General features: G+C 70.1%; 11 protein-coding genes. 6 read left to right on the forward strand and 5 right to left on the reverse strand.

Annotated elements, in window-relative coordinates:
- The first annotated feature begins 3 nt into the window (after nt 1–3).
- Both AC069I_RS10625 and AC069I_RS10630 read left to right on the forward strand, forming a co-directional pair.
- Nucleotides 4–13029: a toxin glutamine deamidase domain-containing protein gene (locus AC069I_RS10625; RefSeq protein WP_478265275.1), complete on the forward strand. Its 13026-nt coding sequence runs from the start codon at nt 4–6 to the stop codon at nt 13027–13029.
- A complete protein-coding gene (locus AC069I_RS10630; protein WP_478265276.1) occupies nt 13026–15224 on the forward strand; it encodes a YrhB domain-containing protein in 2199 nt (732 codons plus the stop codon). The genes AC069I_RS10625 and AC069I_RS10630 overlap by 4 nt, the downstream gene beginning before the upstream one ends.
- Here AC069I_RS10630 and AC069I_RS10635 read toward each other — a convergent pair whose 3' ends face one another.
- From AC069I_RS10635 to AC069I_RS10650, 4 genes are read right to left on the reverse strand one after another with little or no spacing between them, the layout of a single operon-like run.
- Complete coding sequence (locus tag AC069I_RS10635) at nt 15225–16145, reverse strand: DUF6177 family protein (RefSeq protein ID WP_478265277.1); 921 nt, start codon at nt 16143–16145, stop codon at nt 15225–15227.
- Complete coding sequence (locus tag AC069I_RS10640) at nt 16130–16486, reverse strand: hypothetical protein (protein ID WP_478265278.1); 357 nt, start codon at nt 16484–16486, stop codon at nt 16130–16132. Before AC069I_RS10640 ends, AC069I_RS10635 begins: the two co-directional genes overlap by 16 nt.
- 8 nt (nt 16487–16494) lie before the next feature.
- The gene (locus AC069I_RS10645; protein ID WP_478225778.1) at nt 16495–17748 is read right to left on the reverse strand and encodes a sensor histidine kinase; all 1254 of its coding nucleotides are present in this window, start codon (nt 17746–17748) and stop codon (nt 16495–16497) included.
- Complete coding sequence (locus AC069I_RS10650) at nt 17745–18410, reverse strand: response regulator transcription factor (RefSeq protein ID WP_478225777.1); 666 nt, start codon at nt 18408–18410, stop codon at nt 17745–17747. Before AC069I_RS10650 ends, AC069I_RS10645 begins: the two co-directional genes overlap by 4 nt.
- 159 nt (nt 18411–18569) lie before the next feature.
- On the opposite strand from AC069I_RS10650, the gene AC069I_RS10655 reads away from it, so the two are divergent.
- The 4 genes from AC069I_RS10655 to AC069I_RS10670 all read left to right on the forward strand — a co-directional run bounded on the left by AC069I_RS10655 (nt 18570) and on the right by AC069I_RS10670 (nt 22045).
- The gene (locus AC069I_RS10655) at nt 18570–19223 is read left to right on the forward strand and encodes a helix-turn-helix transcriptional regulator (RefSeq protein WP_478265279.1); all 654 of its coding nucleotides are present in this window, start codon (nt 18570–18572) and stop codon (nt 19221–19223) included.
- Entirely contained in the window at nt 19223–20872 is a 1650-nt protein-coding gene (locus AC069I_RS10660) for a right-handed parallel beta-helix repeat-containing protein (protein WP_478265280.1), read from the forward strand. Before AC069I_RS10655 ends, AC069I_RS10660 begins: the two co-directional genes overlap by 1 nt.
- Nucleotides 20873–20881: 9 nt before the next feature.
- Nucleotides 20882–21544: a winged helix-turn-helix domain-containing protein gene (locus tag AC069I_RS10665; protein WP_478225774.1), complete on the forward strand. Its 663-nt coding sequence runs from the start codon at nt 20882–20884 to the stop codon at nt 21542–21544.
- Nucleotides 21545–21652: 108 nt separating this feature from the next.
- Nucleotides 21653–22045: a hypothetical protein gene (locus AC069I_RS10670; RefSeq protein WP_478231600.1), complete on the forward strand. Its 393-nt coding sequence runs from the start codon at nt 21653–21655 to the stop codon at nt 22043–22045.
- Nucleotides 22046–22117: 72 nt separating this feature from the next.
- Here the strand turns inward: AC069I_RS10670 and AC069I_RS10675 are convergent, their stop codons facing one another.
- Nucleotides 22118–22819, reverse strand: coding sequence for an IclR family transcriptional regulator (locus tag AC069I_RS10675; protein WP_007031477.1), 702 nt, complete (start codon nt 22817–22819; stop codon nt 22118–22120).
- Nucleotides 22820–22841: the final 22 nt, after the last annotated feature.

Below are 22841 nucleotides of genomic sequence, written 5' to 3' on the forward strand. Positions count from 1 at the left end.
GTCATGGAGGACAAAGGCCCGCCGTCGGGCGATTTCTGGAACTTGATCCTTTCCGAAGGCGGCGAGTCCGCGGACTTCTACTATCCGCCGGACAGCGCGGTCCACGCGCACGAGAAGGCCGAGGCGTTCAAATCGGGCGCGAACCACGTGCGGCAGGCCGTGACGGCCACGAACGACATCGTGACCCGGCTGCACAGCACCGCGTGGCGCGACAGGGGCGGCGCGAGCATGCGCGACCTCGTCCAGAACAACAACAACGGCGAGAACGGCATCATTCAGATCGCCACCGGCCTGGATTCGATCGGCGGTGCGTACGAGTCCTACGCGAACCTTCTCGTCGACATCAAGAACAAGATCCACGACACCTACGACCGCAACCACCTGATCTACATCGCGCTGGGCTGCAATCTGCCGGGAGTGAGGAGTTACTACCGGCGGAAGCTGGCGGAGGGGGTGGCCAAGGACCTCGCCGACATGATCCGCGAGACCGCGCACAACATGCTGAATCCGCAGGGGGAGGTGGACACGACACCGCACGACGGGTTTTTCGGCGGCCTCTGGGACTCGGCGGTGGTCCAACTCGAAGCGCTCGCCGGGCTGGCCGGTTTCGGCGAAGGCGGTTTTTCCCTCTACACCGCCCAGCAGGCATGGGGAAACCTCGGCATGCTGGTCGGCGGCGCGGTGCTGTACGGCCTCGACCCGAAGCTGGGCGAGTTCGTCGACGACAAGCTGTTCAAGGGCGTGCTCGGTGACACGCTCACGGAATTCGGCAAGAACTTCATCGCCTACGACGAGTGGAAAACCGACTGGAAGCACGCCCTGGGTTACACCACCGGCAACGTCGTCGGTCTGCTCGGAACCCGTGGCGTCGGCGCCGGGATCACTCGTGGCGCACGCGCATTGGGGAAAGGGGCGAAGGCGGCCGACCTCACCGGATTCCCCAAGGGGCTCCACAAGGTCGGTGACGTGGTCCGCGAGGCCAACCTCACCGGGGTGGCGAAATACGGTCTGGGCAAGGCGGCCGATGTCGTCGACGGTTACCGGAATTCCCGCCGGGGAGACGATGGCGCGCCCGGTGCCCCCCACGTCAAGGAATCCTCGCCCGCACCGAGGCCGGAGGACCCGGGGCCGGCCGGGACGCGCCCGGCCGGCGATCCGGGCGGGAACCCGCCGCCCGGCCCCAAACAACCCGCTGGTCCGCCGGGCGGAACCCCCGTGGAACCACACGGGCGAGGACCGGACGGCCCTGGGAACCAGCACCCCGGTGGAGAGCGGACTCCGACCGTTCCGGACCGGGAAGGCTCTCCTGTGCACCGGCCGGAACAGCCGGTCCAGCATCCTTCCGAGGCGGCGACCCGGAAACCGCCCGAGGTGGACACGCCATCGAGGGAGGTACAGGGAAGCCGGCCCGCGTCCCACGTGCCGGAGGAGTTCCAGCGCTCGCCGGGCGGCACCGTTCCCGAACACGCCCCGGAGCGCGGGGCGCCGGCCGCGGACGCGGCGAAGAACGAAGGTGTGTCTCCCAGCCCGCGAGGCGCGGAAAGCACGGCGCCGTCCATGAACGGCCGGGGCGAGGGCGCTCCGGCCCCGATGTCGCGCGAGGTGTTCAGCCACACCGATGTCATGAACGCGACGCGGGGATCGGAACCGGTGATGCACCGGGTGGTGGAGCGGGATCTGCTGGATTCCGCCCGTCCCGGCGCCCAGCGGGCCGTCGATTCCTGGTTCGGCAAGGAGGCCGGAGCGGGCAGGACCCCGCATCGTGGGGACACGCCTCCGCCGGGGCCGCCGCCCGGAGCGGACAAACCGGCCAAGGCCGAACCGTGGGCCGAAGCGGCGAAGCAACGGCAGGACCTGCGGAACATGCGGGAACTCATCGACGCGGCGGCCCGTGAGGAGCGAGCAGCCGAGGCGTCGCGTGTCGGTGAGGCCGACAAGCCGGGCGGACGGACGACCGAACCGGCGCCCACACGTGAGATCAGCGCCGCCGAACGGGCTCGCTGGGAGCAGACCTGGGCCCACTTGGACGAGGTGCGCCCTCGGCTCGACGAGTTGCATGAGCGGCAAGGAGGCCTGCCGGGCGAGGCTTCGGAGTCCCTCAAGTTGATGGACAAGCTGCTGATGGGCGGGCTCACCGAGGCCGCGAACAGGGCGGGCTGGGACGCTCTCGGGGCGCGGATGAGGGAAGGAACCGGTCCGGCCGCGGCGGTGCACGGTGCCGAGTCGTCGGGCCGCCGCTTCGACGGGATGTGGCGCGACCTGGAGGGGCTCAAGAAGGAGCTGGACGGGTTGCTGGAGAAGGCCCCCGCACCGGGCGCGCGGACCGAGATACCCATCGGGCCGAGGGAAAGCGTCGCTCCGGAACGGGGGCCGTCAACCAGGAGTTCCGAACCGCCGAGCCGAACCGCCGCCGAGCCTGCCGGGCAGCCTCGTGGCGGCGGGCCGCCGGTGTTGTCCCCGCCACGGGAGCCGGCCGGGTTGGCGGATCCCGCGGCCAAGGCGGGCGCGCTGGATCTGGCCAGGGCCGAGCGGCTGATGAAGGCGGACATCGAAGCCGCTTTGAAGCATCCGGGTGAGCCGGTGTCCGTACGTCCGGTCAACGCGGCGGAACGCGCCCGGTGGGAGAAGGTGTCGGCCGGGTTCGACGAGGTGCGCCCTCGCCTGGACGAGTTGCGGGACAGGCACGGTGGGCTGCCGAAGGAGGCTTCGGAGTCCGTTCGGCTGCTGGACGACATGATGTTCGGCGGCTCGGGCAAAGAGGCCGAAGGACTCGCGGGCTGGCGGTCACTGGACGAGTGGGTCAAAGGGGAAACGCGGTCCGCGCACGGCGTCGAATCCTCGGCCAAGCGGTTCGACGAGGTGTGGTCCGACCTGAAGGGGATCAAAGCCGAACTCGACGGATTACTGGAGAAGGCACCTCCTCCGGGGACACGGGCGGAGGGACCGATCGCTCCGAGGGAAAGCGCCGTACCGGAACGGAGCCCGGCGCACAGATCCGTCGACGCGCCGACTCCGGAACCGGCCGGACGGCCTCGTGACGGCGGGCCGCCGGTGCTGTCTCCGGCCCGGGAGGTCCGGGATCCGTTCGGAATCGTGGATGCCGTCAACAAGGCCAACGCGCTCGAGCGAGCGGCCGCTGAACGGATCATCAAGGAACAGATAGCCGCCGCCGAGGCTCCGCGTGCCGTCGAGGTGAAGCCTGAAGAGGCCGTTCCTCATCGCCCGCTCAGTGAGGGCGAACGCGTTCGATGGGAGTCCGCGCGGACGACGTTGGACGAGATGAAACCCCGCTTCGGCGAGCTGAGGGAAAAATGGGGCGAGATGCCGAAAGCGGCGTCGGATTCCTTGCGTTTGCTGGACGAGTGGTCGGGTGGCGGGCTGACGGAGGCCGCGCGCGAGACCGGCCGGCATTCCCTCGTGGACTGGGTTCGAAACGAAGGGAAGCCCGCGGAAGCCGGGTCGCTGCGGAAGCGGTTCGACGAGCTGTGGCCCAACCTGGACGGCCTGAAAGCCGAACTGAACGGTTTGCTGGAGAAGGGGCCCGCGCCGATCCACGGCCCGCGAGCCGAGGGCGTGCCCCGGCTGAGTGTCGTCGGTCCCGACCACGGTTTGCCGCGCGCCGTCGGCGACGGCGTCGTCCCGCCCGCGGCACGAGGGCTCCAGGATTCGCCAGGGCTGAGAGGAGAGACCAAACCGGACCGGCCCCTGGTCGGCTTGCCCTCGAACACGGGGGAAGTGAAGGTCAGCCCAGCGGAGAAGCTCGATCTCCTGGGATCGATGGTGCACGACTTCCGGGCAGGGCGGATCGACCCGTCGTCGGGCCCTTTCCTCCGGGCCTTGACGGATCAGCTCGGTGCGTGGCTGGACCAGCGGGCCGTGGGACAGCTCGACGTGGGGCCGCCGACCAGAGCCGTGCACGACGAGATCGTGCAGTCGCGGAACCGGCTGGTCACGATGGCGGCCGAACTGCGCGGCGCGCCGCACGTGGAGCCCATACCCGCGAGCCATGGCGGCCGGCCGGGGACGCTGACCGCCCACCTTCGCGAGGCGCGGGCCGCGCTGGAAGAGCTGAAGACGGGCACGCTGAAGTTCTTGCACGACAACAGGAGCCGGTTCGATACGGACCTGCCCGCGCCTTGGTCGGCGGAGGCGCTGGCCCACCTCATCGACGAGGAACGCGGACGTGCCGCCCAGCCCTCTTCCGTAACCGAGCCGCGAACGGCACACCCGTTGCCGGACAAGGCGATCATCACAAATCCCGACGGCACCATCGAGCCGGTGCGGGAAAGTCCGGTGCGCCCTTCGCAGCCGGAGCGAGGAGCGCCGCCGGTACCCGGTTGGACCGAGGTCCCGGCGGTCGGCCGACCCGTGCCTCCCGACGTCGGCAGGCCGGTGGGGCCGGTGCCCGGCGACCCCGAGATCTGGGTGCCCGGCGAGCCCGCGCCCCCAGGCCCCGGCTTTCCCGAGCCGCCGTCCACGAACCCGGTCCGGCCAGAACCTGCACCCGGCCCTCTACCAGGCGCTCCGAAAGAACCGGTGCGGCCTCCCGAGCGGTCTCCGGAGATCGCGCCGCCCGAAACCGAGACCCCGGTCAGGCCGCTCACCCCGTTCGGTCCCGCGCGCCCCGATCCGGAAGACCCGGCGCGGCCGTTGGAGATCCAGCCGTTGCCCGGTTTCGTCGGCGACCGGCCGGGGGAACCCGGCGACCGGCCACCGGTCCCTGTCCGGCCGCTGACGCCGGGTGGACGCGAACGCCCTGGCCCGGAAATCCGTACCGACGTCCCGATCGAGCTCCGCGATCCCGAAGTCCCGCCGGAATTGTCCGCACCGGATCCGGACGTGAGCGGCCGTCCGCCGTCCGCCGCGCCCGACCCTCGCTGGCCGTTCCCGGCACCGCCACGCGCGGCCTCCGATCCGGAACCCCCGGCCGAGCCCGTCGACGAAGCACGGGAGACCCATCTCGACAAGGTGGCGCTCGGGCTGGAGCCCGGCCGGGATCTCACCCCCGACGAGCTCGCGAAGCTGGCGGCGCGGGACGTCCAGTCTCCGGAGCTGCCGGTTCTTCGCCGCGCGCTCGGCGACCTCCTGGAGAGGCTCCGGAATTCGTTCCCCGACGACTATCCCGCGATCCTCGCGGATCTCGCGAACGACAAGTACCCGATGGAGGAACGGATCCTCCTCGCGGGCAGGTACCTGGATCTCGTGGCGCCGAAAAGGTCCGGTTCACATCCGCCGGACGAGCTTCCGAGGCAGGTCGAAGAGGCCGCCCCGAAGGCCGTCGCCCGATTGGACCGAGAGGTCGCCGATGGCCTGCTTTCGAGCGAGGAAGCGCAGAGGCGGGCGGAATCGTGGGCGGGTTTCGTCGCGCGGGCCGCCGAGGTGCGGAAGGCGATCGCCGCTGCGGAAAGCACGGGGGAGGTGCGGCCCCTGCTGGACGAGCTCCGCGCCTTCAGCGAGTCTTTGCGTGCGTACGCCAGGGAACACGCGGATTCCGCGGTTCCCGCGTGGGTGGAGATCATCGGCTTCGACCTCCTGGATCCGCACCGCATGCGGTTCCTGCAGCCGTCGGTGACGGCGAGCGGCCGATTCGACGCCGTGACCCGTGCGATCGTCCTGCACTGGCTCGAAACGATCTTCGGCAGGCCGGGAGCCGATTTCGTGCAGCGCATGCTGGACAACGTGGTGCCGTGGGAAAAGGAGTCCCTCGAAAAGCACCCGAGGCGACCGGAGATCCTGGACGCGCTGGCGGAGGCTGGTGAACTGCCGCGTCACGGGGTCGCCCTCCCGGAGCTGGGGCTGGGCCTGGTCCGGCCGCGGATCGGCATGGGTGAGTTCCTCACCACCCTGCTGCACGAGTTCGCCGTCCACCTGCTGCAAGAGCCGAAACCCGCCGTGCCGCCCGGAAACGCCGCCGCGGCGTGGCTCGATGCACTGCTCCATGCCTCCCACGAGTTCCAGGGCCGAAGCGGCGAATTGCTGGCCGTCGAGGCGTTGCGCGCCGCCGCGGAAACCTCTGTCGTTCCTCGGGAGCTTCGTGGCGAGGTCGTTCCCGTCGGCCTGAGGATTCCGTCGGGCGACTGGGATTCCCACTGGATGAAGCGCGTCGTCGATCTCGAGTTCGGTGGCCTTCCCGAAGCCCGCCGGGCGACTTTGCTGGAGCAGCTGCGAGCCATCGGATTCGATCACGAAAACGACATCGCCCAGATCCGCCAGGCCGTCACCGACGACGGGCATCCGCCGATCCTGACCCCGGCGATCCAGGCGTTCAAAGCCGATCCTGCGGCGTTCACGGCCAAGTATCCGCCGCCGCCGGTCGGAGGGTACGGCGGTCCGGTGCACGTGCCGTGGTCGGACCCCATGATCGACGGACCCGGTCGTGGGCACGGACTTCCCTTCGAGCAGGACCCCCGGCGGCGGCCGCGGCACCCGCAACGGCAGGCACCGCATCCGCCGCGGCGCGGGGCACCCGTCGCGGAACCGTCGACCCCGCCCGGTCTGCCGGCCGAGCTGAAGCCACTGTGGACGGTATTGGGAGCCGAAGAACAACGGGCTCTGGCGGATCTCACCGCCGAAGTGGGCCCCAGGGGCGGACTTCCCGTGCTGAAGAACTTCACCACGTTGCTGGCACGGAAGAACGGTTTTCCGGAGGAAGCCGGCGCGGCCCTCGCCCACTGGCTGGCGCGGGTCGCACCGCCGACCGGCCTGCCCGCCGAATGGACCCTGGTCTGGCACGCGCTTCCGGGTGCCGTGCAGCAGGCGTTCTCGACGTTGATCGCGGCCGTCGGCGCCACCGCGGCGACCGGGGAGCTGGCCGACCGGATCGCGGGCCTGACCACGAGTGAAGGCGGGATCCTCGAACAGATCTTGGACCTGCTGGGATACCCGGAGCGGGTCGACGTGCTCGGCAGGCAACTGACCGACTCGGTCGTCCCGCTGTCGGCGGGCGTGCCGACGGCGGTTTGGGCGGTGTTGACCGATGTCGAGCGGAGCGCGCTCACCGACATCGGCCGCGTGGACGGTTTGAACGCTGTCGGGACACTGGCCGGTTTGACCGCGGCTGTGGCACGGCACGACAAACCTCCGGCCGCCGCCGAACTGCCCGCGATGCTGACGTCTTTCCCGCCGGAGACGCGCCGGGAACTCACGCGCCTGTTGACCGGCTTCCTCGGCCCTGGTGCGGCGGAACCCCGGCCACTCGCGCCGGCTCCACCGCCTGCGACCTACGCTCCGGTACCCATCGAGGCGGGCAAGCCGGTCACCGGGAAGACGATTCCCGCGGCGGCCGAGCAGGCGTTGTGGCGTGTGCTCCCTGAAGCGGTGAAGGCCGCCGGAATGACCATCGTCGGCCAGTACCCCAGGTCGGTCCTGCTCGCGGATCCGGACGGCCGCAGGTTCAGCGTCGTCCTCGACGGTGCCGCCGACCTCGGTGACGCGACCGGCCAGTGGTCGATTCCCCTGCGCTACTCGGGGAACGACCTGATGGGCACCATCAGGATCACGGCGTCGAGCCGGATGCCCGCCGATCTCGCGCTCCGCGTGGTGGTGCACGGTCTCGCCGCCGGGTACGGGAGCCTGACGGGCGACCGCGCCGCCGACCCCGGTGCGAGGTTCCTGAGCCCGGAAGGGAATCTGGACGCGACACCGGAACCGACCCCCGCGGACCGGGGTTATCTGGCCCAGCTCGCCGTCCTGGACCGCGCGCTCGATGGCGCCAGGTGGAATCCGCCGAAGCGAATCCGCCTGCGCAAGGAAATCCGCGAAGTGCTGGCGAAGCTCGGCCTCGATCCGAACCAGGCGAACAATGGGTACCGCCAGGCGGCGCTGGAGAACGATCCCGTCAGGTCGGTGGTCACGCGCCATCTCCCGTCGACGGTGAGGAGCGACTATCCGCTGACCGGGACCCATGTCGCCACTGGTCTCATCACCGGATTCCTGCCCTCCGGCAGCGCGGCGGCGGTCTTCGCGGCGTCGGGCTCGCCCGCCAGCGGGATCGCCTGGGGCGTCTTCGGCCTGGTCAACGCCGTCTACAACGGATTCCTCGCCCGCGAGTGGGAGATCAAGAAGGACGAGCAGATCGCCGAGGCGCGCAAATACGACGCCAGGGCGCGCGAGATCGACGCCGCCGCGGCACCAGCCAAGCGGGTGCGTTCGTTGCTGGAGATCCTGGGCTGGGCACCCGAAGACGGTCCCGGTCCGCCGGAGGGCAAGCCGATGAGCGAGCAGACGATGGGGCCGAGGCCCGATCTCGCCCAGCCTCTCGGCAAGCACGGTGCCCGGTTCAGCGTCCCGCCGTTGGCGTCGCTCGCGGCGGGGACCGCGGTCGCCGCTCCCTTCGAACTCTGGGGTAGCGGGATCGGGCTGGCGTCCTGGCTCAGCCTCCTCGTGTACGCGGCGGGTGCCGCGGTCTGGCTGCCCTTCGCCGAACGCGCGCGCACGCGGGTCCAGAAGGGAGAGGAACTCAAGGAGATCGACAAGCGGGCCAGGGGACTGGACAAGGTCGAGGCGGCTGTCTATGCCGCCATGGGGCAGCGACTCGGTTTGGAGCGGCCACCCGAACCGAGCGAGGTGCCCGATCCGGACGATGTCCACCTGTCCGTGCCTGAGCTGAGCCTCGCGGCCAATCTGCCGGATTTCGTCCAGTACGTGAGCGAGATCCTGCGGCGAGGACTGCGGCCGACCGCGGCGGGCACCTTCGACAACTCCGCGCCGCCGGCCCAGGAGTTGACGTCGCCCCAGGAGCAGACGTCGGTACAGGTGTTGACGCTGTTCCAGGTATTGGCCACCTACGGGGACGGGAAGAGCCTGCACCGGAACTCCGCGCCGCCTGCCCCGGAGTTGACGCAGGCCCAGGAGCTGACACTGTTCCAAGCGTTGGCCGCCTACGCGGACGGGGAGAGCCTGCATCGGAACTCCGCGCAGGCCTATGACTTGACGCTGTTCCAGGCGCTGGCCGCTTACGGGATCGGGAAGAGCCTGCTCATGTTGCCGATCGCGATCTGGCAATTGAATCAGCTGGATCAGCGCGAACTTGAGTACACAGTGGACAGAAGGTTCTTCGACGAGCGGGACATCCGCCGGTTGATGAGGCGGGACGTGCTCGCGGAGCGAATGGAGTTGCTCGACCGCGTCGAGAAGCTGGTCAATCCTCCGAAGCCCAGCCTGTGGCGACGGCTGCGTGAGGCGATTCCTTTCGTCGGGCAACCTCGGCCGGAGCCAGTGCGCCCGGTCGTGCCCGGCGAGCCGGCCACCGAGACACGGCCCGGGTTCGCCCCGCGTGCCGAGTTCATGAAGACCTACACGAGGCTTTCGGTCGGCAGCGCCGGGGTGACCACCGGGTTCGTGGAGTTGTTCGGTGTCAGCCATTCGCTGGCGATGGCCGCGCTGACGGCGGGCTTGTCCGGGCCACTGATCGGCTGGCGCAAGTGGTGGCACCGGAAGAACGAGTTGGAACTCGGCGACAAGAACATCGCCGAGACCAATCAGGGGAAGGCGGCCGAGCGCGCGGCGGTACAGAACGCCGCGTCGGCTTTCTCGGACTCCCAGGTGATCATGGCCGCCGCGACGGTGGCGGCCGAGCTGGAGCGGCCCGGCCGGTCGGTCGCGCGCCAGGCCGTCCCGGCGAGGACGGTCGTTCCGGAGTTCACCGCGATCAAGATCAAGGCGCACGAGTATCCCTACGGTGACTGGGCGAGCGCCTATCAGGACGCGCTTCGGGAGCTGAGGCCTTCCCTCGACGCGGAGGCGGCCCGGCTCGATCCGGATGAGCCCAACCGGGACTGGGGTGATCACCGGACGCTCGGCGAGCGACGGGTGGCGATCGAGAAACTCGTCGCTCTCGCCGAACGGGCGGCCGGGTACCTCGACGCCTATTTCCGTACGGGGAAGGGGCTGCCGGTCTGGGAGGCGAACGCCGACCTGGCCAACGCCATCGACCACTACAACTGGCTGAATTCGCCGGGGTGGCCGAAGGAACTGGACCCGGCGCCGGACGCTCCCCGCCGTCCCGGCGACGACCCTGAGGTGAAGAGGGCCGAGGAAGCCGCCGTCAGACATCTCCAGTACCGCGATCCACCGGTCCGGAGGAACTCGATCGACCACCGAGGAGGGTGGCAGGGCTCGCCCGAACAAGGGCGAGGACGTCCGGGCGACGCCGGCCGGGCCTACGGTGCCGGGGACGGTCGCTATATCGACCCGTTGATCGGCAGCACGGAACTGCACACCCTGCCGGCGATCCACGCCGGTGTCCCGAGCGCGGGAAAGTACGGCATCGCGCGGTACATCCGGGAACACCACCCCGAATTACCTCGCACGAACCCGAACTACCACGCTCCCGACGCGTACCTGGACGGCTACTGGACCAACTGCACCCGCGACGTCGTCTATTACGTGCGGAGGCTGCGCGGCGAGGACGTGACGGCTCCGCCACTCAGCCCCGAGGACTCTGTGGTCCTGGGCACTCTGGAGTACATCTCGGAGCGGCTCGGCGGGATCTGGGAGCACGATCACGGTACGAGTTACGACAGTGTCATCGGCGCGATGATGGACCGGCCCCCCGGCGCGATGGCCGTGCTGGCCATGGAATACCGCGGGGAGAAGAACGAGATCAAGCGGCATGTGGCGCTGGTGGCCAACGACGAGGGCCGGATCGTGTTCCTCGACCCGCAGGACGGCTGGCTGCTGAGCCTGCCGGAGAACCTGATCAAGCTCGACCTGCTGCCCTTCACCGATGCGGACCTGCCCCCCGTGGGTGTGCCGAAGGGCGCCCGGCCGCCGAGGGGAGATCTTCACCTGCCGGAGCCGCGACTATCCCCGGAGCCGGAACCCCTGCCCGAGCCTCGGGTCGTCGTGGTTTCGCCGGAGGGAACCGCCCAGTTCCGCTCACTTCTCGATTTGGGGAGGGAACAGGGATACAACGGCAAGGACGACGTGTCGCTCGGCTCGGCCGAGGTCGAAGCGGTCCACGCGCGGGAAACGGGCCACGCCGCCTACCGGGAGACCGGGAATCCGGCGGCACCCGTGCCGCACCAGGACTCCGCGTTGTTCCGGACGACGGCCCGGAACGCGCTGCCGGCGATGCACGCGAAGACCGTGATCGGCCGTTGGGCGGCGGCCGTGTCCTACCTGCGCGCGCGGCATCCCCAGCTTCCCGCGACCAATCCTCACTACTACGCACCCGACGCCCTCGACGACGGATACCTGACCAACTGCACCCGTGCTGTCGTCTACTACGTGCGGCGTTTGCGCGGCGAGGACGTGACGGCGCCGCCGGTGCCGCTGGACCGGCTGCTGGAGATGTCCAGCCTGGAGTACATTTCCGATCGGCTCGGCGGGGCCTGGGACCACGGTCATGGCACGAGTTTCGACAGCGTCGTCGCCGCGATGACGGACCGGCCGGTCGGGGCGCTGGCCGTCATCCACGTGACCTCCACCGAACGCGGTGGATCGGTCCGCGACCATGTGGCGCTGGTGAGCCGGGACGCGAACGGTGTCGTTTTCCTGGAGCCGCACAACGGCTGGCTGATGCGCTTGCCGAAGCGGGTGACCGGAATCGGCCTGCTGACCTTCACCGACGCCGAACTGCCGCCGCGCGGTCGCGCCGCCATCCTCACGGAGGCGGTCGCCGAAGTCGCGCGGCGCGGGGCCGAGGCGATCCTGAGGGAGAGCGTGCTGGCACCCCGTCCCGGTCCGATCGACCTGACCGACGCGCAGTGGACCTCGGTCCGGACGGTGCGTGGAGGCATCTTGTCGTTCCCGGACAGTCCGCCCGTGCAGTCCGTCCCCGCGTCGCCCGAAGACCACGACCGGCTGGGCGACTTCGCCGACTGGCTGGCGAAAGCCGCCGGTGGCACCGCCGTCCGTCGTGACGAGGCGCCGGAGACCCCCGACCTCGCGACCGCGTTCGTGGCCTTCGACAAGGTTTCCTGGGCTTATCAGGCCTTGGACGTCGTCCGGGAGCGGCTGGGTACCGAACCGATGGAGATCGTGAGCCTCGACGACCGGTTCGTCCGGCCGCGCCACGACGGATACCGCGATCTCCGGCTGGTTCTGCGGATGCCGAGCGGCCACCTGGCCGAACTCCAGTTGCGGCTCAAGGCCATCGAGGAGGTCTTGGAGACCGCGCGGGTGCTCGACGAAACCGTCGGCACGCTGATCGGCCGGGACGAAGACCGGACGCGGCCGCTGTCCCGTGACCAGGAGGCCTTGGAGGTGACGATCCTGCGGCGGCAGGCCGAATTGTTCGACGAGGCGACGAGGCGAGGCCTTCCCCCACCTCCGCCGCCGGGGCCGGAAACCTTCGGGGACGCGGCCGAGGGCGCCGTGGTGGCGGCCGAACCGCTGGACTGCGTCGAGTTCGGCGACGGCCGCCAGAGCGCCAACGCCACCTATCACCTGACCTACGCCGACCATCCGCGAACGATCTACAAACCGGCCTCGGGCGAGACCCGCGCGCTGGGAGGGCATCTTCCCTTGGCAGGGCAGGGATATCGTGAGGTCGCCCTGTACCGGTTGGCGCGAGCCGTCGGCTCGGACGCCGTCCCGCCGACCGCGTACATCGACGGGCCGCTGGGACCCGGCTCCGCCCAGGTGTGGCGGGAAGACGCCGGTCCCGCGGTGGAGGTGGCGGCCTATCCGCGCGAACAGCAACAGTTGATCGCGTTCCTGGACTACGTCGCGGCCAGCCTGGACAGAAGCGCGAGTGACTGCTTGACCGGCCCCGGCGGGGAAGCGATCGTGATCGACAACGGTCAGTCCTTCCCGGACTACGCCGACCCGCTGATCGGGATCAGGTCCGGCTTCGTTGCCGCCTGGTTCGACGTACCGTTCGACGCGGAAGTGCTCGCGGCGGTCCGGATGATCGACCCGGCCTGGCTGGTACGGATGCTCGTCGCGACCGGCATCGGCGAAGAGGCGGCCGAAGCCGCACGCGAACGGCTGGAAGAGAGCCAGCGGCTGGGCAGGATCGCCGGGCAGACGTGGCCCGCCCGCATCTGGGACCACGAGTGGAAACTGGTGAGGGAGTTCAAGTGACGGAGACGGCGGGAGGACTGATCATGCGGGCTTCCGAGGCGATCGCCAGGGTCGAACAGTGGCTGAGGGCGGGAAATCCGGTCGATTTGACCCGCGGGAAGCACGCGGTGCGGGTCGACCACGAAAGCCTGGTGCGGATCCCGGAGGGCTGGTTCGTGCCCTACGACGCGGTTCGAGCGCTGGATGGCGGCGAGCGGCTCGCCGCCCTCGTGCCCAAACCCGCGTTGATCGTGCGCGAGGACGGGAGCCTGCGCCATCCGGATCCCGGCCCCGACGGCACCGGGCCGAGTATCGCGGTCACCGTCGCCGGTCAGGAGGACTGGCAGGAGATCGTGGAACCCGAGTTCGCGCGCAGCGGGGTGGCCCATCTGGGGGTCCCGGCCAGCGCCGTCATGGCGTGGCGCAACCGCGGCCCCCGGGGTGGTGAGATCCGGGTCAACCCGCATTACCGGCTCGGTCCCGAACGACTCGGTCACCCGGCCATGGACACCACCGCGGAGCACCTGCTCGGCTGCCTGGAGACAGGGCGGTTCGACCGGCCGCGCTACCTGGCCGGTCTGCTGACCGCGGAGCTCTACTGCCCTGTCGATCACCGGACCGAGCAGCCTCTTGCCCCACTATGGCAAGAGAATCCGCGCACGATGACGATGTTCAGTTCGCGCAGGCGGCTGCCGCCCGGCACCTCGAAATGGGTGCGAACGGACGTGCTGTCGTTCGCCGTGGAGTTCCCCGGAACCGGGTTGTCGATCAATCCAGGTTCGTACCCTTCGGACGTGGTGACCGAAAGCGAACTCACGCGAACCCGTGAGCAGTGGCCGAATTTCCGGGCGGTCGTCCGGGTCGTGGAGGTTTCACCCGAGTACTCCAGGGAAGTGGCGGAGACAGCGGAAGGGATCCGGGTGGAACTCGGGCTCGCCGAACCCGTCTCCGGGCTTCCGGAAGCGGCGGCCAAGGCCAGGGCCGCGGGGTTCGAATTGTCCACTGAGGACTGCAAGCGGTTCGTCCGTGGCCGGGGCTGGGAACAGCGCAACCGGGTGGCGCACGCCGGTGTCGACTCACCGGACGACGACGTCTCCGGTCAGCGGTGGCCGTCAGACCTGCGGGCCAACGGCCTGGTCGCGGGATACGACGCGGCCGGGCGGATCCGGCCGCACGCGGCGACCTCCGGCAAGTTCTTCCGCCAGGACGTCGACGGCGCGGGATTCGCCTGGCACCGTGTCGCGGGCGCGTTCGCCGGATTCGCACTCGGGGAGTCGCTTGGTTCGGCCGTGGACACCCTGAGCCTGCCGGAGATCCGCGCGCGGTTCGGCGAGGACGGCGTCCTCGAACCGACCGGGGCGATCGGCCCGCTGACCCGGCGATTGCTGTTCCACACCGAGGGTTTGTTGCGGGGGCTGCCAGCCCGGTTCGGCGAGGCGGCCCCGGGCGGGCTGATGGCGTTGAGCGCACTGTCCGAGCAGCGACGGCTGGACGCCCAGCGGGGAGAGCGCGACGGCTGGCTCTCCCATGTCCCCGAACTGTGCGTTCCGGGAGAAGACGCGCCGCCGACCGGGGACGACGTCGCTTTTCTCGTGCCGGGAATGGTCGCGGCGCTCTGCGGTGGCGGGCCGGAATCCGACGCGGACACCGTGGTGCGAGTGGGCCGCCTGCTAGCGGCGGGTGGAGGCGCCGACGGCCCCACCGCCGAAGCCGCCGGGGCGGTCGCCGCGTTGTTCGGCCGGTTGTTCCGGCGCGGGGAACAGTCGCCGCCGCACGCTGTGCTCCGGGAGATCGTCGAGAGGGGCTCCGTCCGCGGCCCGGTGACGGACGCGCTGGCCAACGCGGTGCGCGCGCGGACGGAACTGGTCCGCACCGATCCCGAAGAACTCGACGCCGCGGGCAGGGGAGACACCGCCGTCGGCGCACTCGGCCGGGCCATGATCGCGGTGACGCGCCGGTTCTTCGACCCCCAGTGGGCCATGCAGGCCGCTGTCGACCATTCCGGGCGTAGCTCGATCACCGGGGCGATCGCCGGCGCGGTGATCGGCGCGAGGGTCGGGATCCCCGGCCTGCCGTCCGGCTGGCTCGACCGGCTCGACCTGGCCGACCTGGTGGAAACCGTCGCCGGGGACGCGTTTTGGCACTTCTCGGCGCAGCCCCCCTCGGAGGACCGGCGCTATGCCGCGGAATGGGCCCGGCGATACCCGCGTAACTAACTAGGCGCTGTCCTGCGCCGCGGCACCGAAGTGCCGAAGGATTTCGTCGAGTTCCTCGAAGGAGGAACGACGACCGGAGTCGAGCCGGAACCAGGCTGCCTCCCATCCCTCGCCGCCGTACATCTTCACTTCGGCGTCCGGAAGAGCTACCTTCCGGACGCCGATTTCGTGTCCGATGAGGATTCCGTAGGGCACGGCGGGCATGGTCGGCGAGCTGGAGCGCAGGCCGTCCCACCTGCCGGGGTGGACGGCGACCAGCATCTGCCGGACGAGCGGGGCAAGCGCCGCGGCCAGCGTCTCGACGGCCTCCTGCCGCACCGTACCGGCCGCCGGTCCGCCGAGTTCGATCTCTTCGAGCACACCGCCATCCACTGTGGACACGCGCAGCCGTCCGGCGATACCGGGGCCCACGACGACCAGCCCAGTCGGTTCAGGAGAGCGGCCCCGGCAGAACGCGGTGAGATCGGCCGCCGACCAGGGTTCGGTCGCAGGCTCGGCGACACCCCAGCCGGTCGGCTCGGCGCCGGCGAGCACCGCCATGGCGGCCTCGACGATCTTGCCGAGCCGGAGCGGCTCACCGGCCGGGTGGAGGGCGGTGATCTGGACTTCCAGCTCTCCCGAGCTTCCAGTGCCGCCGACTGGGCAAGGCGCTGCGTCCTCATCGCGCTCGAACCGGCCGCCGTTCCCGGTGAGCGTGACTCTGCGATGCCTCCCCTGATCGTCGCGCACCACCCACTCGCCCCCGATCTCCGAGAGCAGCTTTTCGAGCGGATAGGTGATTCCACTGTCTTCGGCGGTGACCACCTGGAGCGTCCGCCCGGACTCGACCGCCGCCCAAGCGGCGTCGATCAGCCTGGGGGAGGCCGGGACCACGGTGCGGAACTGCTCGAAGACCAGCGCTTCTCTCAGCGGTTCGACCATGACAGCCCTCCGGTCCCGGCGACCAGCACCGTGATGAACATTCTGGCGACGGTCTCCGCTTCAGGATCGCCCTCGGGAGCGTGGACTTCCACCCACCACACCGGATGCGGCACCTCGACGTCGTCGCCGATGCCGAGCACCCGCCGTGCTTCGCCGTCGACCCGGACCAGGTGGACGTTTTCGACGGTGGCCATGAGCCTGCCGTCGGGGTGGAGCAGCCGGATGAGCGGCGGCTCATCCCGGAAGTCGGCCCGCAGTTCCTCGCCCGCCGCCGCCAAAGCCGGGAGGACGGTGGCCGGGCCGGGTTCGTCGCGGCACAGGCCGATGATGTCGAAGGTCATGCCTCTCCTCAGTTCTGGCTGACCGGGAACCGCAGTTCGAAGATCGCGCCGCCCTCGTCGGCGTTGTACACCGCGAGGGTGCCGCCGTGCGCCTGCGCGACCCACCGCACGATCGACAGCCCGAGCCCGGAAGATCCGCCGGTGCTGGCGAACCGGTCGAAGGCGTCGCCCGCCATCGTCGTGTCGATACCCGGGCCGTGGTCCGCGACGGTCACGGTGCCGCCGGCGACGGTCAGGTGCACGAACGCCTTCGAGCCCGGGTGGCGGCCGTAGCGCATGGCGTTGTCGAGAAGGTTGCCGATCGCCCGTTGCAGCAGCGCGGGATCGGCGTTGACCTTGGTGGGCGCGGCGGTGACGGTGACTTCGGCGCCGTCGGTCGCGGTGTCCTCGACGATGCCCACCACCAGCTGATCGAGCCAGATCGGCTGGATGCTCAGCTGTTCCACGCCGGCGGCGAGCCGGGCGCGGACGAGGAGGTCGTCGATGATCCCGCCCATTCTCGCGGCGAGCCGGACGGTGCGCGGCAGGAGTTCCGCCGACTGCGCGGGGTTGGCCATCGCGGTTTCGGCGAGCGCGCGCAGGGCGGCGACCGGGGTGCGGAGATCGTGCGCGGTTTCGGCCAGCAGGACCTCCTGCTGCTGCAAGGCCGCGGCCGCGGGACGGATCGAGCGGCCGGACAGCAGGTGGCCCGCGAAGCCCAGTATCGCGACCAGCAGCACGGTGCCGCCGATCACCAGCAGCGTGAACCGCGTGTGCGCGGCGTCTTCGACCTCGGTGGACTGCACCGCGACGACGGCCGCGAACGTCTTGCCGTCGCCGTCGCGCAGCGGTTCGGCGCGGACCTTGACCATGTCGCCGTCGGTGGCCTTTTGATGCCCTTGTATCAGCCTGCCGGTTTTCACCGCCTCGGTGGCGAGGCCGTTCAACAGTTGCATGCTCATCGGGACGCAGTTCGCCCGCGAAAAGTGCGGCTGGAACGCGGGCGCCCCGCCGGGCAGGATCGCGAACTGGGGGCAGCGGTCGTTCAGCACGTCGGTGTTGACCAGCCCGAAGCCGACGGTGCCGTCGTAGGCGACCAGCCTGCTGACCGACGACGTGACCTGGGTCAGCGCGGCGTCGATCCGTTCCTCGCCCTGATCACCGTCTTCGGTGATGAGCAGCCACGCGAAGACGACCAGCCCGAGGGTGTTCATCACGGTGAACAACGCGGTCAGCGTCCAGCGCAGCTTGCGCAGCCGATCGGCCGAGGAGTGGGTGTTCACCGCGAGCCCAGCCGGTAGCCGAGGCCTCGGACGGCGTGGATCAGTTCGGGTTCCTTCAGCTTGCGGCGCAACCGCTTCACCACCACATCGACCACATTGGACATCGGATCGGCCTGCGCGTCCCAGCAGTGCTCGATCAGGTCGGCCCGCTGCACCGGCAGGCCCGCCCTGGTCAGCAGGTATTCGAGCACGGCGTACTCCTTGTTGGTCAAGGTGAGCAGCACACCCGCCCGGCGCACCTCGCGCCGCGCGCAGTCCATCACCAGGTCTTCGTGATGCAGCACCGAGGGCCGGTCGAAGGCCGACCGGTGACACAGGTTGGCCACCCGCTCGGTCAGCTCGGCCATCACGAACGGCTTCACGAGGTAGTCGTCGCCGCCGTGCTCGAATCCGGCCACGCGGTCGGCGAGCGCGTCGCGGGCGGTGAGGAACAGCACCGGCGCCCGCCAGCCCAGCTGCCGTCGCATGTGGACGTACTCGATGGCGTCGCCGTCCGGCAGCATCCGGTCCAGCACCACGCAGTCGTGGTGCGTTCCGCGCAGCAGCCGGTCCGCGGTCGCGATGTCGCCCGCCTCGTCGACGACGAAGCCGGCCGCGCGGAGCTGCGTGACCAGCGCGAGCCGCAGATTCTCGTCGTCTTCGACGACCATCACCCGTGTCATCAAAACCTCATGTTCGGACAGCGAAAGTAGACGCGTGCAGTTCCCGGAGCCCCTGAACGCTAACGCGTCGGGTGCCCGCGGCCGCCCGGACGGCGGGGAACTGGCATGAACAGGACGTCGTCGGCGGCACCGCGCCGGGGGAAGAGGGAGGTACCTGCGATGACCGTGCAGACCGGCCAGCTCAGCCTGGTCACGGGAACGGGCCCGGGCAGCGACCGGGCGGGGCTCGGCGAGCTTCTCGCGGAAGCGACCGGCGAGGTGCTCGTCATGAGCACGGGAACGGACACCGCGTTCCAGCGGATCGCGCTCGGAGGCGTGCGCCCCGGCGTGCGGCACAAGGTGCTCTTCCCCGACTCCGCGCGGATGTCCGGCGTGCTCAACCGCCTGTCGCGGGCGGGCGCCGAGGTGCGGACGGACGCCGAGGTGCCGATGGACGCGCTGGTGATCGACCGGACCTCGGTGGTTCTCCCGGCGGAAGGCAGGCAGGCCGGTTCCGCGGTGTTCCGGCTGCCCGGCGTGGTCACCGCGACGGTCGGGCTGTTCGAGCGGATCTGGCAGGCCGCCGCCCCGCTCGTCCCGCTGGATCTCCCGGACACCGGGAACGCTTCGATCCTGTCCTGCCGCGAGCAGGAGCTGCTGACGCTGCTCTTCTCCGGCACCACCGACGAATCGGCTGCCTCACGCCTCGGCGTCTCGGTGCGCACCGTGCGCCGGATGGTCGCCGACATCATGAACCGGCTCGGCGCCCGCAGCCGGTTCCAGGCGGGCGCCAAGGCCGTCGACCGCGGCTGGCTGATGGCGAAGGCGGGCTGATGACGACTTCGACTCCCGGCCGTGTCCTGCTGGTGGCCCAGCGGCCAGGCGCGTACCCGACCATCGGCGACGCTTTGACGGAAGCGTCCGACGGCGCCGTCATCACCATCGCGGGCGGTGAATACGCGGAAACCGTCGAACTGACCGGCCTCCGGGTGACGCTGGCCGCGGCGGACGGCGCCACCGTCGTCGTCGACGGCCGGGGCGCGGACCGGCCCGTTTTCCGCGGCACCGGCGGGGTGCTCGTCCTCGAAGGGATCGAAGTCCTGGCGGGCGGCGCGTCCGCGATCCAGGCCGACGACGTGGAACTGGCGGTCCGGAACTGCACCGTCTCCGGCGGGCGCGGCCCGGCGATCGCGATCCGCGGCACGACGGCGTTCACCGTGAGCGGTTGCGTGATCTCGGGGGCGGAACAGGGGATCGTCGTCGACGGCTCGCCAGGGCGGATCGAGGACACCACCGTCGAAGACGTGACGGGCGACGGCATCACCCTCGGGCAGGGCGCGGATCCGGTCGTGCTCCGCTGCACGGTCACCGGCTGCGGGCTGAGGGGAATCTACGTCTACCAGTACGCCCGGCCGGTCGTCGAAGGCTGCACCGTCTCGCACACCGGTCACGAAGGCATCGCCGTCGCGCACCACGGGGTGCCGGTCCTCAGGCGGTGCACGGTCACCGACACCCGGGGCCCGGGGATCTCGTTCGCTTCCGGTTGCGGTGGCGAGATCTCCGGATGCCGCGTATCGAACACCGCGGAACCGGGGATCGCGATCGCCGAAGGGGCGACGCCGGCGATCGGTGAGGCCGCGGACCCCGGCACCGTGGGGGACAACGCGTTGGACGAGATGCTCGCCGAACTCGACGCGATGATCGGCCTTCCCGGGGTCAAGGAAGAGGTCCGCTCGCTGGTCGACGAGTTGCAGGTCAACGAATGGCGCCGCCGGGCCGGGCTGCCCGTCGGCGCGGCCGGGCACCATCTGATCTTCGCGGGCGCGCCCGGCACCGGGAAGACGACGGTCGCGCGGATCTACGGCAAACTCTTGAAGGCGCTGGGAGTCCTGCCGGTCGGCCAGTTCCGGGAGGTGTCCCGCCGGGATCTCGTCGGGCAGTACATCGGGCACACCGCGGAGAAGACCGCGACGGTGTTCGAGGAGGCCAAGGGCGGCGTCCTGTTCATCGACGAGGCGTACACGCTGACGCGGCTCGCCGGCTCCGGCGGCGATTTCGGCCAGGAGGCGATCGACACCCTGGTCCCGTTGATGGAGGAACATCGCGACGAAGTGGCCGTGATCGTGGCCGGATACACCGGCGAGATGGTCGACTTCCTCGCCGCCAACCCCGGTCTCGCGTCCCGTTTCGGCAAGACGATCGAGTTCGAGAACTACAGCCCCGACGAACTGCTCGCCATCTTCGGGCGGATGGCGTCCGCCGGCGACTACGAAGTCGATCCCGCCGCCGGCCCGGTGCTCACCGGCCACTTCCGCCGCGTCTCCGGCGACGTCAACTTCGGCAACGCCCGGGACGCACGCCTGCTGTTCGAGAAGGCGCGTACGGCTCAGTCACAACGGTTGCGGCTGCTGGGCCGGATGCCCGCGATCGAAGAACTGCGCGGGTTGCACGTGGCCGACGTGGAGGCCGCGATCACGCGATAACGTTCTCGTGTGCGGGTGCTGGTGACCGAGGACGACGAGAACTTGCGGGTGGCGCTGGAATTCGCGCTGCGCGGGGACGGGTTCGCGGTGGACACCGCCGCCGACCTGCCCGGCGCGGACGAGGCGCTGATGGTGAACGCCTACGACTGCGCGGTGTTCGACCGGATGCTGCCTTCGGGCGACGCGCTGGCCTATGTGCGCAACCGGCGCGGCGCCGGATGGCCGATGCCCGTGCTGTTCCTGACCGCGCGCGACAGCGTCGCCGACCGGATCGACGGGTTGCGCGTCGGCGGCGGTGACTACCTGGTCAAACCCTTCGCGATGCCGGAACTGATCGCGCGGGTGCGCAGCCTGTGCCGCCGCGACATGGCCGGGCAGGCGGTGGTCCTGCGGTGCGCCGACGTCGAACTCGACACCGGCAGGCATCAGATCTCCCGTGCGGGCGTGCTGCTCACCGTGACGCGCAAGGAGTATCTCGTCATGGAGCGGCTGATGGCCGCGACCGGGCGGCCGGTCTCGCGGCGGGAACTGATCCGGTACGCGTGGGACGAGATGGCGGATCCGGCGTCCAACGTGCTGGACGTCGTGATCGCGCGGCTGCGGCGGAAGCTCAAGGACCCGCCGCTGATCCACACCGTGCGGGGGTCTGGTTACCGGATGGCGCCGCTTTAGCCTCTCTCGTGCATGAACCGCCCCAGAACGAGACCATCGACACTCCGTCCGTCCCGGATGTGCCATGCTCGACAGCGCACGAGGCGGCGAAACCGAGAGGTGACGAGGGTGTCCATCTGGGCAGGCGTGATCAATTTCGTCCGGGCGCGGTACGAGGTGCTCGAAGAGCGGGACGACTGGCTCCGGTTCCGGGTCGACACCGGCGACGGCCGCGGCCAGCAGGTGTCCTTGCACCACTTGCCCGACCACGACGGCGCGGAGTGGGTGGAGATCTCGTCTCCGGTCGGCTGGGCCGACAAGATCGATCTGCGGCGCCTGCTCGAACTGGCAGGCGGGGATTCGGTCGGCGGCGCGGCGGTGGTGGACGGTGTCGCGCTGCTCAAGCACACGATCCCGCTGGTCGACCTGAACCTGGTCAACGAGTTCGAACACCCGCTGAAGGCTCTCGTCACGCGTGCCGACACCTTCGAACACGAGCTCACCAAGGCCGACGAGTTCTGATCCGGCCCTTCCTTTCGGGACGGGAACAGTGAAGGCCCCCTGCGCCGCAGGGGGCCTTCACTCGTCTTGAGCTCAGAGACGCTCCTGCAGCGCGTCCGCGGCGGCGAGGAGGTCCGCGGCCCAGCGCGCCCCCGGTTTACGCCCTATACGTTCGATGGGCCCGGAAACCGACACCGCGGCGACGACGGTGCCCGTCGAATCCCGTACGGGCGCCGAGACGCTCGCCACACCGGGTTCCCGTTCCGCCACGCTCTGGGCCCAGCCGCGGCGGCGGACTTCGAGCAGGGTGCGCTCGCCGTACACCGCCTCGGTGAGGATCGTGCGCTGTGTGTGCGGATCCGACCACGCGGCGAGCACCTTCGCGCCGGAGCCCGCGGTCATCGGCAGCCGTGAACCGATCGGCACCGTGTCACGGAGTCCGCTCGGCGGTTCCGCGGTCGAGACGCAGACGCGCTGGACGCCGTCGCGGCGGTACAGCTGAACGCTTTCGCCGGTGATGTCGCGCAATTTCGGCAGCACCGAACTCGCCGCGTCGAGCAGCGGGTCGGTCGAACCGCCCGCCAGTTCCGCGAGCGCGGTACCCGGACGCCAGCGCCCGTCGGGGCCGCGGCGCAACAGGCGATGCACTTCGAGGCCGACCGCGAGCCGATGCGCCGTCGCGCGCGGCAAACCGGTCCGCGTGCACAGTTCCGCCAGGCCACAAGGATCTTCGGCCACGGCCTGAAGCACGGCCACGGCCTTGTCGAGTACTCCGATACCGCTATGCTGTCCCACAAGCCGATACTATCTTCCCGAA

The sequence above is a fragment of the Amycolatopsis sp. NPDC043885 genome (assembly GCF_056435685.1).